The sequence below is a fragment of the Glaciihabitans sp. GrIS 2.15 genome (genome assembly GCF_035984695.1).
GTDB lineage: Bacteria > Actinomycetota > Actinomycetes > Actinomycetales > Microbacteriaceae > Lacisediminihabitans.
The window spans coordinates 68950-85422 of sequence record NZ_JAXCHU010000002.1 but is presented as its reverse complement, the minus strand read 5'-3'; the positions used below and the strand labels follow the sequence as shown (position 1 = coordinate 85422).

At 58.7% G+C, this 16473-nt stretch carries 9 protein-coding genes; 6 read left to right on the top strand and 3 right to left on the bottom strand.

The features are described from left to right. Positions 1 to 139: 139 nt before the first annotated feature. The 3 genes from RCH11_RS02795 to RCH11_RS02785 form a co-directional block, all read right to left on the bottom strand. On the bottom strand, positions 140 to 862 hold the full coding sequence (locus RCH11_RS02795; protein WP_327055473.1) for a MurR/RpiR family transcriptional regulator: 723 nt from the start codon (positions 860 to 862) through the stop codon (positions 140 to 142). A gap of 147 nt (positions 863 to 1009) precedes the next feature. Continuing rightward, a complete protein-coding gene (locus tag RCH11_RS02790) occupies positions 1010 to 3922 on the bottom strand; it encodes a glycoside hydrolase family 2 TIM barrel-domain containing protein (RefSeq protein ID WP_327055472.1) in 2913 nt (970 codons plus the stop codon). 74 nt (positions 3923 to 3996) lie between these two features. Continuing rightward, entirely contained in the window at positions 3997 to 5217 is a 1221-nt protein-coding gene (locus RCH11_RS02785) for a hypothetical protein (protein ID WP_327055471.1), read from the bottom strand. Between the two features lie 1056 nt (positions 5218 to 6273). Between RCH11_RS02785 and RCH11_RS02780 the strand changes: the two genes are divergently transcribed. From RCH11_RS02780 to RCH11_RS02755, 6 genes are all read left to right on the top strand, one after another. Next, positions 6274 to 7587, top strand: coding sequence for an ABC transporter substrate-binding protein (locus RCH11_RS02780; RefSeq protein ID WP_327055470.1), 1314 nt, complete (start codon positions 6274 to 6276; stop codon positions 7585 to 7587). Between the two features lie 133 nt (positions 7588 to 7720). After that, positions 7721 to 8593 carry a carbohydrate ABC transporter permease gene (locus RCH11_RS02775; RefSeq protein WP_327055469.1) on the top strand — a complete coding sequence of 291 codons (873 nt, stop codon included), beginning with the start codon at positions 7721 to 7723 and terminating at the stop codon, positions 8591 to 8593. After that, complete coding sequence (locus RCH11_RS02770; RefSeq protein WP_327055468.1) at positions 8590 to 9516, top strand: carbohydrate ABC transporter permease; 927 nt, start codon at positions 8590 to 8592, stop codon at positions 9514 to 9516. The genes RCH11_RS02775 and RCH11_RS02770 overlap by 4 nt, the downstream gene beginning before the upstream one ends. A gap of 40 nt (positions 9517 to 9556) precedes the next feature. Continuing rightward, the gene (locus RCH11_RS02765; protein WP_327055467.1) at positions 9557 to 10828 is read left to right on the top strand and encodes a cellulase-like family protein; all 1272 of its coding nucleotides are present in this window, start codon (positions 9557 to 9559) and stop codon (positions 10826 to 10828) included. A 183-nt stretch (positions 10829 to 11011) separates the two neighbouring features. Then, complete coding sequence (locus RCH11_RS02760) at positions 11012 to 14302, top strand: DUF5107 domain-containing protein (protein ID WP_327055466.1); 3291 nt, start codon at positions 11012 to 11014, stop codon at positions 14300 to 14302. A gap of 136 nt (positions 14303 to 14438) precedes the next feature. Then, positions 14439 to 16469, top strand: coding sequence for a glycoside hydrolase family 2 protein (locus tag RCH11_RS02755; protein ID WP_327055465.1), 2031 nt, complete (start codon positions 14439 to 14441; stop codon positions 16467 to 16469). The last annotated feature ends 4 nt before the right edge of the window (positions 16470 to 16473 follow it).

The following is a 16473-nucleotide window of genomic DNA, read 5'->3' as shown; positions in this document are numbered from 1 at the left end:
CCCGTTTCGACGTGAAGAGGGCATGATCACGCCGAGCGACAAAAAAAATCAGTCGAACACCGAGAAAAAAATAGAAGGGGTTATCTTTTTCCGATGAACGCGGTGGCTTCGGCAGCGGTCTCGGGCATCCGCTGAGCAACTAACAACCACAGATAGCCCATGACAAGCGACTGGCCGGGGCGCGTCCGAACAGTGGTAACACAGCGTCGCTTGTCGTAGAGCGCGTCTGCAGCTTAATTTCCGCTTCGCGACCGAGGGGTGTGTTTGCTGTTTCTGGCACGAGGACGGTGTGCGCACCGACACTGGCAGCACGTCGCAAAATCTGTCGAGCCGCAGGATCATCCCCCGAGTGCACGATCATGATTGCGATGTCTCCCGGCTTCATCAGCGACCCCTGGACGGTGGCCGCTTGCACGCCCGAATCCAGCCACGCCGGCCGGCCGATCCAGAAGTGCCGCATGTGCAACTCGATCGCGGCCAGAGAGTCGCCCCATTTTCCGTACATAAGGATCTGCTTGGCAGCCACGATGAGGTCGGCGACCCGCGAAGCCGCTTCGGTGTCGACGACTTCCGACGCACGGCGAAGGGAGTGAGACTGTACAGCCCTGACGACATCGAGTACCCGCTGGGGGTTATCGTCTGCACGAACATCCCTCCCAATGTCGTCCATCCATCCTGCTTCGACTCCGCGCCCCGATTCTCGTGCGAACGCAATTCGCAGTTGCGGAAACCCGTCGAATCCCAGGAGCTTCGCAAGACGCGTGACGGTCATCTGCGAGACTTGAGCGGCCGCCGAGAGGTCCGTGATCGACATCTCGCCGAGGGCATGACCGTGGCCAACAATAAAGTCCGCCAGCCGCACGGTGGCTCAGGAAGCGGTGAAACGCGCTCCTTCGACGAGCCGCATTGGATCAGGCGCCTATGGACGTAGCGATTCCGGTGCTCGCCCTTTCAATGGCCTGCTGGTCACGGATCTCATGCCATCCAACCTTCCGAATGGCCACCCGGCTCACCTGGAGCGAAGGCGCAGCGCGCCTCGGACACCACCCGGCGCAAGTCTGAACGCCGGGAGGGGTCCTGCCCCGCAAGCGGCCGTCCCAATTCCGTGCTGGGCGAAGTCGATTTCCAGGTGTGTGAGGCCGTCCGGCACGAGTTCGTGTGAGTGGCGGGCCGCCGTCAGCGCCTCGGTGGACCACATTCGGCTGCTCACCTGGAGATTGACACCTTCGACAGCAAAGGATGTTCCGGTGGCGTCCTGGAGGCACCAACGGCTCACTCCGCCTCGAGAGCCGTTCTCTTGTGGCCGAACATAGTCGACAGAAAGGTCGCGGATGGCGTGCGAAAAAGTCCCCCACCGCTGGCCCTGACCGGTATCGGGATAAGACTGTCCTGGCCCGAAACCAACCCAGGAGACGTTTTCGAATCGGTCGGGAAGGGTCAAGACGACCCCCACCCTGGGCAGAGTCGTTGGCCAGTCGCCCTCAGGTTCGAAGGCGAATTCAAAAAGTAGCGAGTCGCCGTCGCTGGACCAGCGCATCGTGACTCGTGCCCGATGATCCTGCCCGGCAACTCCGATCACACTCGTAACAGTGAGCGCGTCAGATCCAGGAATTACTTCAATTGTTCGGCGTACCAAACGGTCAAGGCCGGACTCCCGCCACCGCTGCTCCTCTGAGATCGATTGACCTTCGTTCCACGACACCCCTAGGTCATTGTCGGTGGGAGCACGCCACAGGATAACCTGAAGACCGGTCACTTCTGTTCCAGCGAACTGAAGGAGATCACCTGTGCGTCGGTCGAAAATACCACGCCCTAGTTCAATGCTTCCCTGTCGCTGAATGCACTCGGTGAGGGCGCCGTCGAGAACTGGGACAAGTGGTGCTGCGGGCCGCGATTGAATCCACGCGATTTCGTGACCGGCGTCTGCCCAGGGTGAGGGCGAGGCAAGCCTGGCACTGAGGGTCACGACCCCTCCCTCTGCTACTGCTGCAAGGAGGCGCGGTGGGAGGGGGTGGAGCAGTGACGTGCGCGGAGCTACCTCGATCCGTCCAATGACGCCCTGGAATATTGCCCCAGAATAGGACTCGGAAATCCAGTCGAAGACCAGATTGCGAAGGTCGTCAAAATCGTAAAGGTTGTGGATCTCTAATAACCCGATCTCCAGATTGAGCTTCATCCTGATCGGCTCGATCACTTTCTTGAAGTCGATGAGGCCGGGCCGGGGGATGCGATTCGGCGAGACGAGTCCGTCGATGACGAAACCACCGTCATGGAGCGGCTCGCCGAAGTCGCCACCATAGGCATAGCCGGAATTGGCATCGGCGCCGGATTTTCGAATACCGTGCTCCAGCCACTCCCAGACAAAGCCTCCCGCCAAGCGCGGGTAGTTTTCAAAAAGCGATTGATACTCGGTAAGGCCTCCTGGGCCGTTGCCCATGGCGTGGGCGTATTCGCACAAGAGGAAGGGAAGACTGCGTCGATGCGCGTCAAGGGCTGGGTCGTCGAGCGATTCTTCCTCGAATCGACCAATGGCTGCTGTCTCATCGTGGGAGGCGTACATCCTCGAATACACGTCGACGAAGTAACTGCGCTGGTCACCCTCGTAGTGGATCAAACGCGACGGATCGCGGTCTTTTGCCCAAGCCGCCATCGCCTCGAGGTTTTCGCCATGGCCAGCTTCGTTTCCGAGTGACCAGAAGAGGATGCTGGGGTGATTCTTGTCTCGCTCAACCATGCGCCGCATCCGGTCGAGGAGCGCGTCATGAAAAGCCGGGTCGTTACTCGGGTTCTCCCGCCATTCATTCAGTTCAAAGCCGTGGGTCTCCAGATCGCATTCATCAATCAGGTAAAAGCCGAGCTGATCCGCAAGCTCAACAACGTCGGGGTGCGGAGGGTAGTGCGAAGTTCTGATGGCGTTTATGTTGTGCTGCTTCATCAGATGGAGTTCGGCCACCACTGTGTCGTAGGGCACCACTCGGCCAAAGTCGGGATGGTGTTCGTGTCGGTTGACCCCCCGAAGAAGGATCGGGCGGCCATTGAGCAGGAGGGTCGAGTCAGCCACCGAGACCGTCCGGAATCCGATCGGAATCGTCACGGTCTCGAGCGGTGTGACGATTTCGAGGTCGTACAGCGTTGGTTGCTCAGCTGACCACGGCTCGGCGTGTTCTACTGCAATCGTTTGGCCAGCGATAAGCCCGTCAAGTCCGAGTGTCTTGATCCGCATCTTCGCGCCGACAGGCCCATCGAGCTCAACCGACAGGTGCCCGCCCGCCTCATCAAACGCCGTCTGGACGAAAATATCCTCTATCGAGCCGGTCGGATGCGCGAGCAATGTCACGCTCCGAAAAAGACCGGGAAGCCACCACATGTCCTGGTCCTCGATGTAGCTCGCCGCAGAGAACTGGACGACGCGGACCGTAAGAACATTTGCTACGGAACGCAGGATGCCTGAAACATCAAACTCCGTCGGAAGTCGACTCCCGCGAGTCGTTCCTAGTTGCAGACCGTTCAACCACACCTCTCCTGCGGAATCGATTCCGTCGAAGCGAAGCAAGGCCCCATTCTGAAACTCGGAGCTGGCATCGAAGACGCGCCGATGATCGCCCACGGGATTATCGTCAGGAGGTAATGGAGGTTCAACGGGAAACGGATAAACGACGTTCGTGTAGGCAGGGGTCCCATGGCCGTGGATCGGCATCGAGTAACTCGAAGGGACGGGGATACTTCCCCAACCCTCCACTGACGTACCTCCGAGGTCATCTGGCGCGTCGACAACTCTCGCCGTCCATCGGAACGACCACTCACCGTCAAGCACGAGCTCCGGCAGTGTGGTTCGAAAACGCGCGCGAGCAGGATGGTTCCCATAGCCCGGTCCAGGATTGCTGAGGTCGTCGCGAGAAACGCCTGCAAATGTGGTGTTCATGTCGGTATTCCTTTTTTATTTCTCGGCCAAGAGGCCTCGTGCGGTAGCTGCGGGGTGCCAGTCACTGGTTTCCTTTAGGGCGGGGCGAGTCTTTTGAGTCCGCTGCGACTCATTGCCTGCTCAAGTCGTTTTTGGAGAACGAGAAATACCGCGAACAACGGTGACTCATAGTCTTTCCACGACCAGACGAACGAGAGGATGCCCAGAGCGCTGAGAACGGGCACGGCCTTCGGGAAATAGATTCGATGAAAAAATCCCATTCGCTTGCCCCGTCGGTCCTCACCGCGTCGGCGTATTCGGCCGGCAGCCCGAAAAAGTACTGGCGCATATAAAAGGTGCCGAGTCCCGCGAACATAGCGGGCAGACAGAGGGCGCGGAGGCGATCGTATGATCCAAGGTTCTGCAAATAGATGAACCTTGGCACCGACAGGTGCTATTTGTTTGTAGGCGGTGAGGTTTGAGTCGATGACCAGTCTCGGTAGCTTCTCGACTGCAAGCCGGCGAAACGAATCGGGGTCGACGTACTTCTCGGCGTCGTTTGTGAGCATCCCCGAAACGATCGTGTCGTCATCGACGAGGCTTTCGAGCGCAGGGAGGCGGCCGGCGGACAGCATCAGCCATGCACCCTCAATGATCCAAAACGAGAGGAATTCCCACTCGAGTTCCTGGCGCTGAGATTTCTCGCTGACAGCTATGAAGTCGCCGCAAAGACCAGTTTTCCAGAACGTACCTGACTGCACGCGGGGGAGTGGGGCAAACGAGACGGTGAAGTCGTGAGGGTAGCTGACGATCTCATTGAGATGGCGCGACAGGACTTCGGTCCACGAATAGGCCTCACCAGTTCGAATCATCTCGTGTCCGGTTCGCAACGAGTTCCGGAAGAAAGGATCGGAGAATTTCAAGTTTCCCGACTTCGTGTGCCAGTGGTTGGGACCTAGGGCGATTCGCGCGATGTCGACAATGGCTAACCCACCGCTGACCGCGGCAACTTCCGACATTCTCATGGAGTTTTGACGAAACTCAGTCAGATCCCGTTCCTGTGGGAGGTCGAAGAATACTTTCTCACGTAGCGCATCGTTCACGATAGAGATCAGGGGAGAGCGTCTCACGGAGAGAACTCTGACCTTGCCTGCTACCCGAAAAGACTTTGGTATCGTGTTACCAAGATATCCGGTAATTCTTTCGTCGGCCCGGAGGCGTTCCGGTAGGTCTGCCATGATGCCGGACGAGGACCGCTGAGCCAGCGACTTGACCGAATACGTGAAGGAAGCATCGATGTCGCTTCCATCCTTCAAAGCAGTGTCGACTTTCAGATTTCCGTCGTTAGTGTCGACGTATCGGGTAAGGACGACCTCTCTACTCGGCTGAGATCTTTCGAACGCGTCGATTAGTGCTTGCTCACCTGAGACGGCAGGCTCTGCGATCCAGACATGTAGTGGGTCCGAAGCATTCGATCTACCAGTCGTGGCTCGGCTTCCAGCAGCCACGAAAGGTGTGGATTCGATTTCGGTTGACCCTTCAAGACCGCGCGTGTCGTGACACCGCCCGCAGTAACGGTCTTGAGCGTGAATTTCCCTTGATTTCGCCACCGGAAAATTTCGGCGAAGATCATCTGTCGAAGAGCTAAAAAACAAAATGGTAGCGAATCCTTTTTCCTACATCAACGGTCAATTGAGGACGCTCTAGCAGGGTGGCATCCTGATTTCGTCCAGACTAGTACCGTGCTGACCTCGGGTTGGCGCCGGAGTTAGGCCAATCGCCCTTCACTGGAAGAAAACACTGCCAGCACTCGACTGCTCTGGTCCAACTCAGTTTCTCTGCGCCACAATGTTCGCGAAGCAGGTGTCCGGGAGCCACCATAAACTATGTGTTTTGGTCGGGTGTTGGAACGGACATTACTCTTCATTATGACGATCGCGGCGAGCATGTGCCGCACGGTCCGCAGCACTGCCGTCGTGGCGAAAGCCTTCGGTTGTGTCGGGGTCGTGTGTGCTTTCACATCGGGCCGATCTCCGTCCCATCGTGTGGACACGATCGATACGGCTGTCAACGGCGGTGATCCTACGACACCTCTGTATCGGTGCTTTGTCCAGTGTTTCCGTAAGTTCGATCATTTACGCCCCGGCACCGTGATGCATACACTCTCCCCTGAGGGGAGAAAACCTCTCAGTATTAGCCCCAGCACGGCACCCACAAATCACAAAGATGGTGGTCGACATTCAGGTCGAGTCACTTCGCATCCCAGCCAGCATTGAGAGCTTGCGCTGGAAGCGGATGTGACAGCACTCCGACCGTCCCGACCGCCAGCAAACGTCAGCACATTCGTCTTCACACTCAACGAGGAGTCACCCATGAAACGCAGCAGAACGATCGCCGTGATCACCGCGCTGGCAGCTGTGCTTGCAACTTCAGCTTGCACGGGTACGTCTACCCCACAGTCCTCCGTGTCTTCGGATACGGCGAAGCTCACGTTTTGGACGTGGGTTCCGGCACTGGACAAAGCCGTGAATCTCTGGAACAAGGAGAACCCTAAAATTCAGGTCACGCTTGAGCAAACCCCATCAGGAAGCGGGGGAACATATGCCAAGATGCACGCCGCCCTCAAAGCGGGCAAAGGTGCACCCGATCTTGCTCAGATCGAGTACCAGGAGTTGCCAGGATTTGTCTTGGAAAACGGGCTGGTGGATCTCAAGCCGCTGGGAATGGATGTCAGCGGCAGCAAGTTCGTCGATTGGCAGTTGGCTCAATCGACTTTTGGCAAATCCATTTACGCCGTGCCACAGGCGTCCGGACCGATGGGGCTCTACTACCGGGAAGATATCTTCTCCTCCCTTGGGCTGAAAGCTCCGGCCACGTGGAGCGAGTATGCGGCGGATGCGAAAATTATCCACGACGCCAACCCTAACCAGTTCATCAGTACCTTCCCCCCGGGGAACTCGGCGTGGTTCACCGCCCTCGCCTGGCAGGCCGGCGCGAAATGGTTTGGTCGCAGCGGGGATACCTGGACGGTAAACATCGACTCCGCGGTGACCCTCAAGGTCGCTTCGTACTGGGACAAGCTGCGGGAGTCAGGTCTGATTAAGACAGAGCCGGACTTCGCAAACGGTTGGTACAGCGACCTTCAGAAGGGCAATATCATAGCGTGGCCATCCGCCCAGTGGGGTGGACCAATGATTGCCGGAAACGCCCCCACAACGGTGGGTAAGTGGAAAGTAGCACCGCTACCCCAGTGGGGCGCGAAATACGCGTCCGCGAACTGGGGCGGCTCAAGCACCGCAGTGCTGAAGGGCACCTCCAATGCAAAAGCGGCATTGAAGTTCGCGGTCTGGCTCAACTCCGACCCGGAGAGCGTGAAATTGCTCACTGCGGGCGGCTACGGCTGGCCGGCCACGAAGAACGCACTCGCAGGGTCGTCCCTGGACGCACCGGACCCGTTCCTCGGTGGTCAAAACGCCAACAAGGACGTGTTCAGGAAGTCGAATTCCTCGATCGACACCTCCTGGGGATGGATTCCCACAACCGCGAACACCTACACCCACTTGAACGACGGCTTCCAGGCCGCCATCGAGGGCAAAGGCACATTCGTGGATGCGGTCAAGGCCGCCCAAACCGCGACGATCGCTGACCTCAAGGCAAAGGGACTCAAGGTTCGCGCCGGTTCGTAACGGAGAAGGTCCGGCCGGGTCACCGAGCGTGCCCCGGCCGGTCCCCGCTACCGCCCCACCAGAATGACGCAAACCCATCCACGAATCGAAACGGAGAATTCAAGTGGCGACATCCACTCGCTCTCGAAATCGTATGACGGTAGCCGGACTGCTCGGGCCATTCCTGCTCATCTTCACGCTCACCATGGTTTTGCCGCTTCTCGTCGCACTTTACGACAGTGTGACGGGGGTTGAGCGTTCCGGTGCCTTTGGCGAAGGCGGCGCAAGTCCCGTCTTTGTCGGGTTGACGAACTACATAACCGCCCTCAGCACGCCGGCATTCGTCGAAAGCCTCGGACGGGTATTACTGTTCGCCGTCGTCCAGGTGCCTATGATGATCCTGCTCGCGACGGCCCTCGCTCTCCTGCTCGATGCGGCCTCGGCGTGGGGTGTTCCCTTCTTCCGTTCCGTGTATTTCCTCCCCTACGGAGTGCCGGGGGTCATCGCATCAATTCTCTGGGGTTTTCTTTACACGCCGGGGCTGAGTCCGCTAGTGAGCCTGGGTTCTGCTGTCGGCCTGCACATCGACTTCCTGGGTGGAGGTTCGGTGCTTTGGTCAATCGCCAATATTGTGACCTGGCAGTATGCCGGCTACAACATGCTGGTGATCGTCGCGCAATTGAAATCCATCGATTCGGACCTGTTCGAGGCCGCATCCATTGATGGCGCGAATGCGTGGCAAATGATCACTCGAATAAAGTTGCCCCTGATCCGGCCCGCCATCGTGTTGACGACAGTCTTTACAATCATCGGTACCATCCAGCTCTTCGCGGAACCGCTCGTTCTGAAGCCCCTCTCCAGCGCCATCACCTCGAGCTTCACCCCTAACCTCTCGGCCTACAACGAGGCATTCACGAACAACAACTACAGCCTCGCCGCCGCAGAGTCCGTGCTCCTTGCGTTAGTCGCGTGTGCGTTCTCCTTCGGCTTTCTCAAGCTCGTGACACGACGCGGGGGAGAATCATGACTGTGGTCACTGCGCCCGTTTCTCCGGCTGACGAATCGACCGTACAGAAGTCATCAGGTTTAGCGGATGCCCCCCGCAAGATCCGCCGTAGCCCCGCATGGAGAATTGGCGTCACCGCAGCGCTCGCTGTTGCCATGATCTATTTCCTGTTTCCGGTCTATTGGCTCGCCATTGCAGCAACAAAGTCGACGAGCGACCTTTTCGGGTCATCCGGACTAGTCCTCAATAACCCGCAGCTCCTGAGCAACCTGGCCAAAGTTGTGACCTACGACGGGGGCATATTCGCAAGATGGGCACTCAACAGTGTTCTCTACTCGGGGATAGGCGCGCTCGTCGCCACGGTCTGCTCTCTCGCCGCCGGATACTGCCTCGCAAAGTTCGATTTCCGCGGTCGCGAAGCGGTGTTCAACATCATTCTCGCCGGGGTGATGATTCCGGGCACTGCGCTTGCTCTTCCTCTGTTTCTTTTGATGAGTCAAGTCGGGTTGGTGAACACCTACTGGTCGGTGCTGTTGCCATCGCTCGTCAGCCCCTTTGGCGTCTACCTTGGCCGCATTTACGCGAAAGCTGCGGTGCCGGACAGTCTCTTGGAGGCGGCTCGACTCGACGGAGTGGGAGAGTTCCGTATTTTTCTCACCCTTGGTTTCCGCCTCATGATGCCGGCAGCCGTGACAGTGTTCCTCTTTCAGTTCATTGGAATCTGGAACAACTTTTTCCTCCCACTCGTCATGCTTTCGGACCAAAGGCTGTATCCCATAACCCTGGGGTTGACGCAGTGGCAGAGCATCTCCGATCGTCATCCAGAGCTCTACCAACTCGCTGTAGGGGGCGCATTCCTCTCTGTTATCCCGATCATGATCGCGATAGTCAGCCTGCAGCGATTCTGGAAGGCAGGGCTGACCGAGGGAAGTGTCAAGGGGTAAGCGCGCGTGACCTGCTCGTCCTATTAAATAAGAAAGAGCCATGACCTCCTCTCAAATTCCCGCACACCTTCCCCGCAAACTGGCGATAAGCCTGTGGGATTTCACCTGGTACACCCAGACAACACAGGGTGAACCCTTTGCCGATCTCGATCGTGCGTTTGCTGAAGCTGTTGACCGTGGCTATAACACCGTTCGGATTTGTGCCGCGCCGCTGCTCCTCTTCGGCGAGCACGATATCGATACGACCGCGCTTCGCTTTGTCAATATGGGTGGCGACACCGGCCAGCGTACGCGCTGGTATGACGCCACCGGCGGCGCCGTTATTGATGGACGAGCACACCTCCGCGCTTTATTCGAGGCGGCCAAACGCAACAAGTGTTTTGTCATCGTCTCATCGTGGGAGTACCAGCAGAGTCCGGCGTTTTTGGCGGATTCGTCCTGGCACGACATGTTGAGTGCGATCCCCGCCGACGAGCGTCATGAGGCACTTGCGCGTGCGGAGGCCCGCTTGGTCAGCTATCTGGCGGCCGAGGGATTGGATGACCGAATCGCATACGTGGAAATTCACAACGAGGTCGATCTATCGCGCCTGGCGGAGGTTACCTCGGACAGCGTCGACACATTTTGGGCACAGCGCCCGTACCTCGAAAAGGCGCTCGCGATGCTGCAGGATGCTCATCCGAATGTTTTGTCGACCGTGTGCTACGGCATTCCGCCCTATCTCGATCTGGCGTCCGTTCCTGACAACGCGCAAGTCGCGCATCAACACATTTACGTCTATGGCGTGCTCGGCGCTCTCGAAGCATGGGCGCAGGTTCGAGCATCCCCTCCGACGTTTCCCACCGATGAACTCAAATCACTTCTTCGGGAAGATGCGCCGACATTTTCCGAGTGGACGACAACGATCGAACCGTGGCGCCTCGAGGCGACCGGAATTTCTACCAGCATGTTTTACGCCTACGACTGGGTGGATCCGATCGCCTGGGATGCCTGGCTGTATCGGCATTTCGCTCAGTTTGAGACGGCCATGCTCCAGGCTATTGACGCACGGCTTGAGGCTGTTTCAATCTGGGCTGGACACCATGGCGTGCCTGCGGTGATTGGCGAGGGCTGGATCGGTTATACGCCGCTCGAGGCGGACTTCGAAGACGGCGCAGTCGGCCAGTTCGTGGCCGCTCACGCGGTGCAGCGCTGCATCGAGCTCGGCTACTGGGGCACTCTCACGGGTTCCAACTCAGCCCCACATCATCCCGGCTGGAACAACCTTAATTTTCAGCGGCGCATGAACAGGCTCTTTCTCACGGCGCATTAGTGCCATCCGTGTCTGGTCAAGGAAGCAAGCCAGGCAGAGTCTCTTTTACATGGTTTCGTCTATATAAAAATTTGTAGAGCCTATTTTACATCTCATTGACACTGTTACTTACAGTCGGTTCGTCTAGGTAAGTCCCCGAATAGTGCATTCCGATCGCCCACAAGCCAACTCTAAGGTCGTGTCATGCCCAACGAAATGCCCGCCGAGGCGTCCCGGATTTTCCTTCCCCCGATTCCTCAAGATCTGGCGGACCATCGTGTGGCGGCCTGGTCGGAGCCGCTCAGCATCGACACCTACCTGCCGGAGCTGCCAGATCAGTTTCCTGCCTTCCTGGAGTCCCGGGTGTATCAGGGATCGTCCGGGCGGGTGTTCCCCTTGCCCTTTATCGAAAGAGTGAGCCAGACAAAAGTTGCGCACCTGTGGCAGGCCGTCCACCTCGAAAATGAGTGGCTCCGCTTAGTAATTCTTCCGGAGCTCGGCGGTCGAATTCACATCGCGTATGACAAGTCAGCCGGGTATGACATATTTTATCGAAATAACGTGATCAAGCCCGCGCTCGTGGGTCTTGCTGGGCCGTGGATCGCGGGCGGCGTCGAGTTCAACTGGCCCCAGCATCATCGACCGGCAACATTCCTTCCCACCGATGTCAGCATCGAGCACGAAGCGGATGGTTCAGTAACAGTGTGGTGTTCGGACCATGATCCGTTCGCTCGCATGAAGGGAATGCATGGCATTCGTCTTCGTCCGGATAGTTCGAAAATAGAAGCGCGAGTGCGCCTGTATAACCGGTCGGAGACGCGCCAGACGTTTCTCTGGTGGGCAAACGTGGCTGCCTCGGTGAGCGATGACTACCAGTCTTTCTTCCCTCGTGACGTCAACTACGTGGCCGATCACGCCAAGCGCGCCGTTGTGAGCTTCCCCCAGGCGCGATCGTCCTACTACGGGGTCGACTATCCGTCTCGGGTCACCGCCGAGCACCTCGATGCTGATCGTTTGGATTGGTATCGAAACATCCCGGTCCCTACCTCTTATATGGCGATGGCCACCCGGGGAGAGTTCTTCGGTGGCTACGACCATGGTCGTGATGTCGGATTTGTGCACTGGGCCAGCCGGGATATTTCTCCGGGGAAAAAACAGTGGACATGGGGAAACGCACCATTCGGATGGGCTTGGGACAGGAACCTCACTGATGGCGATGGACCCTATGTTGAATTAATGGCCGGTGTGTACACCGACAACCAACCCGACTTCGCCTATCTGTCTCCGGGTGAGACAAAATCCTTTAGCCAGTTCTGGTATCCAATCAGCAAGATCGGTCCAGCGCACGAGGCGACGGCGGATGTGGCGGCACGGCTGGATCTGATCGACTCCGGCGCGCGGATCGGTATTGTTGCGTCCGAGATCATCTCTGGCGCGCGAGTCCGCGTTAGTAGCGGTGACGAGGTCATCTACGAGGTCGTTCGGGATCTGTGGCCGAACGAGCCATTCGTCTACGACGTTACTGTCGTAAACTCTTCGGCGCTCGAACTGGTCCTGACCATCACCATGGGGGAGTCGACCCTCCTTAGGCTCAACTCCCGAATGCAGGATTTAGCCACTGACGAACCGCACCATGCGGTCGAGCCAGCCGCCCCTGCCAAAGTCGCTACCGTCGACGAGCTCGTGCAGATCGCGAGTTACCTCGATCAGTATCGTCACGCAACGCGGATGTCGGAACCGTACTGGCAGGAGGTCCTGGCCCGTGATCCGGATGAATCGCGTGCTACCGCTGCCCTGGGGGCATTGCTGTACGCACGAGCCGACTACGCGGGTGCGAATGAACTACTCACCCGCAGTGTCCGGCGACGCACGGAATGGGCCTCCACCCCGGTTGATGGCGCGGCGCACTACCTGCTCGGGTTGACACTCGTCAGGCTGGGAAGAGGGCGAGAAGCGATGGATGCTCTCGCTCGCGCGTCCTGGGACGCCGCCTATTCGGTCCCTGCGCGCTTCCTGCTTGCACGAGAACGATCCAAAGCTGGCCAGTTTGATGTGGCGGTGGCGATGCTTCGCGAAGTAGTGGACGCCGATCGACAGCACCTGCAGGCCGCAGACCTGCTCGCCATTCTGCTGCGGAGGGCCGGGGCCGAGGCCGAGGCGGACACAATACTTCACGAAACCCTCAGACGGGATCCCCTTGACGCTTGGGCGTTGCACCTCGCCGGAGAAATCGTGACAGGCGATGCCACGATACTTCTGGATGTCGCGCTCGAGTACGCGGCAGCAGGACTACTGGAAGAAGCCCTGGTGACGCTCGGCGAAGCTGCCGGCCTCCTCCCGAATCTGGCCGGTGGGCAGGTTAATGTCGGGCCGATTATCGAGTTTCACCGAGCAGCTGTGTTGCGCCGTGTAGGTCGAGCGAGCGAGGCGAACGATGTTCTCGACGCTGTCAGCCGTGCCTCAGCGAGGCTGGCTCTTCCGTCTCGCCTCGATGATGTCGATGTGCTTCAGTCGGCGCTTGATCACGGGCCGGTCAACGCTCTCGCGTCGGCGCTTCTCGGGCATTGGTATTACGACCGTCGGCGGTATAACGAGGCCATTGCCCTGTGGGAGCGCTCGCTCGACTGCGCGCCCACGGGGCAAATTATCGCTATCGTCCACCGCAATCTGGGCATAGCCTCTTACAACGTATTGCGTGACCCTGAGGCCTCTTCGCACCATTACCGCCTTGCACTTGAGGATGATCCAAGCAACGCAAAGCTCTGGTGTGAATTCGACCAGCTCTGTGCTCGTCGAGGAATGACCAGCCGTGACCGATTCGCGCAGCTGGAAAAGCGGTTCGATGTTGTCTCTCAGCGAGACGACCTCACCGTCCAGTACGCGCAGTTACTCATCGACCTCGGCCGGGCCGCGGACGCGCACAGCGTGCTCGCGGGACGGCAGTTCCAGCCGTGGGAGGGCGGTGAGGGTCAAGTTCTTGCCGTGTGGGAGCGTGCCGCCCACGCCCGTGCGCACCAGGCCATGACTTCTGGACAACCCCATCGGGCGATAGAAATTCTGCTCGAAGCGCTCCACCCGCCGATCACCCTCGGCGAAGACAGGCATCCCTTGGCCAATGTGTCCGAACTGGAAGTTGCCCTGGGGGATGCGCTGGCTGCTTCTGGCGACCAGCTCGAGGCCGAAGCGCACTGGCAGCGAGCCGCCCAATCGACCGGTGACTTCTCTCAGATGGCGGTAGCCCGATTCAGTTCTCGCACATACTTCGCCATTGTTTCTCTGCGGCGACTCCATCAAGATCACGAGGCAGACCATCTTTCTGAGGAACTCCGTGCCTGGGTGGAGGACTTCGCACGCACTCCGGCTGAGGTCGATTTCTTTGCCACGAGCCTCCCTTCGATGCTTCTCTTTGTCGACCCCCCAGAGGTCGATCGCGACCGCGAGGTAGCGACCATCCGCGCCCAACTCTTCTCGCTCCGCGAGAGCGCCAGAGCGTAGGCGAGGCGAGGGAAGGTGAGGCATCATCGGCCCCAGAAATTACGGCTTGTTGTCAAAGTTCCTGATCTAGCTCAACGCTGAACTATATGGAGGCATCATGAATATTCACCACCCGCCGCGGCCCGTTGGTTTGGGAATGAAGCGCCGCAGCTTTCTCGGCGCGGCCTTGGCTGGTGCGGGTATCGTCGCACTTCCGGCCTGGCCGTCGCTCGCTCAGGCAGCAGCTGCCTCGGCAGCGACCGGCGCGCCAGTGCTCGATAGCCACCCAGCCACCGAGCCTTCGGGAACACATATTCGGCGGGTCGGCGAGACCAACGTGCTCTTCTCTTATGGGGCTGTCGTGCCGAGCTTCGCAGGTTGGAACAATCGGGAACCAGAACGGCGATACGTCGACCTCGACGGCCAGTGGCGTTTTTCGGCCGATCCTGACGCAAGTGGCCTGAAACGTGGCTGGAACTCGGCCGATTTTGATGATCAGTCGTGGCAGACCATCTCTGTGCCTTCCGCGTGGGATCTGTTAGACACTCCAGGTTTTGGCACTCTTGACGGTAGTCACTTCGGCGAAGGTACTGCCTTTCTCGACGGATACGCTTGGTTTCGTCGCACATTCAAAGTTTCCGGTGCAGGACAGAATCGACATCTGCGACTCAATTTTCTCGCGGTCGGCTATAGCGCGGAAGTCTGGCTCGACGGCGTGCACCTCGGTAAGCACGAGGGGGCGAATACTCCGTTCTCGATGCCGGTGCCCCGGTCTATCGCGAGCAGACAGAGCCATTCGTTAGCCCTGCGAGTCTTTCGGCGTGCGTCGTACAGTTCGTACGGCGCTGCGGGTCAGCCTGTCTCCGACGACCGCGAAATTCCGTATAAGCCAGTCGACTACTGGCCCTATGCGGGGATCACCCGGTCGGTGTGGCTGGAAAGCGTCGCCTCTGTATCGGTGAGTAAAATTCTCGTGGCTGCGGCGAATGGGATTCTGGATGTGCGGATCATTCTCGAGAACGATAGTGCCACCGACTTCGTCGGCAGCGTGCGGCTTGACCCCGGGATCGATTCGCTTTCCCCTCCCGTGTCGACACCGGTAACGGTTCCGGCTGGCTCGGTTCTCGTGGTTCCCATCACAATCTCTCTCCCGCACGCGCCGACCTGGAGCGCCGAAGAACCGAAGTTGTTAACCGCACGAGCCACGCTGTTCGGCGATCCGCACACGGGAGTCGACCGCAATCTTCCGGTGGACGGATTATCTACGAGCTACGGTGTTCGTAAACTTCAGGTGGCCGACGGCAAGCTCCTCATGAACGGCTCTCCTCTTTTCCTAAAAGGTACGAGCTGGCACGAAGAGAACGCCGAACACGGCCGAGCGATGACCATTCCGGATTACGACGTCGAATTGGGCCGAGTGCTCGACATTGGCGCGAATTTCATACGAAACACCGTCTACAACCGTCATCCGTACGTGTACGAGTGGGCCGACAAGCATGGCGTCATGGTTATGGATGATATCGACACCATGTGGCTGAATACCACTCAGGAACGGGAACAGACCGAGGCGTACGGACTGGCGCGGGCAATGGCGCTCACCATGGCCTGGAACCAGCACAATCGCCCCTCGGTAATCCTGTGGGGTCTACAGAACGAGTCCGAGATCGATCCTCTGGGCGCCCCGGTGTATCGCGCGTGGCTCGCGGATCTGAAAGCCGCAGTGAAGGCCGTCGACCTGACTGGGCGCCCCGTGACGTGGTCGTCGATAACAACCGACGACCCCGCCTTTGACCTCGCCGACGTGATCGGATTCAACGAGTATTACGGGTACTTCTATGGCGAAAGTTCCGATCTCGGACCGGCCATCGACCGGGTGCACGCCGCCTACCCCGACAAGCCGATCTTAATCACCGAAAATGGAACCTGGGCACTGGCCGGAAATCATGGAAGCGCAACTCAGCAGGGCACTGAAGAGTGGCAAGCGGCCTACATTGCCGAGCACTGGAAGCAGGTCGTTGCTCGCCGCGAATTCACGGTGGGCTACACACTGTGGGTGCTCAAGGATTACAAAGAACGCTTTGGGTACAACCAGGCTTACAACGGCGTATCCATTATGGGGTTGGTTACTTTTGATACCGGCCGGCAGAAGCTGGCCTATGACACGTTCAAATCGTTTCGAGTCGAATGAAAGC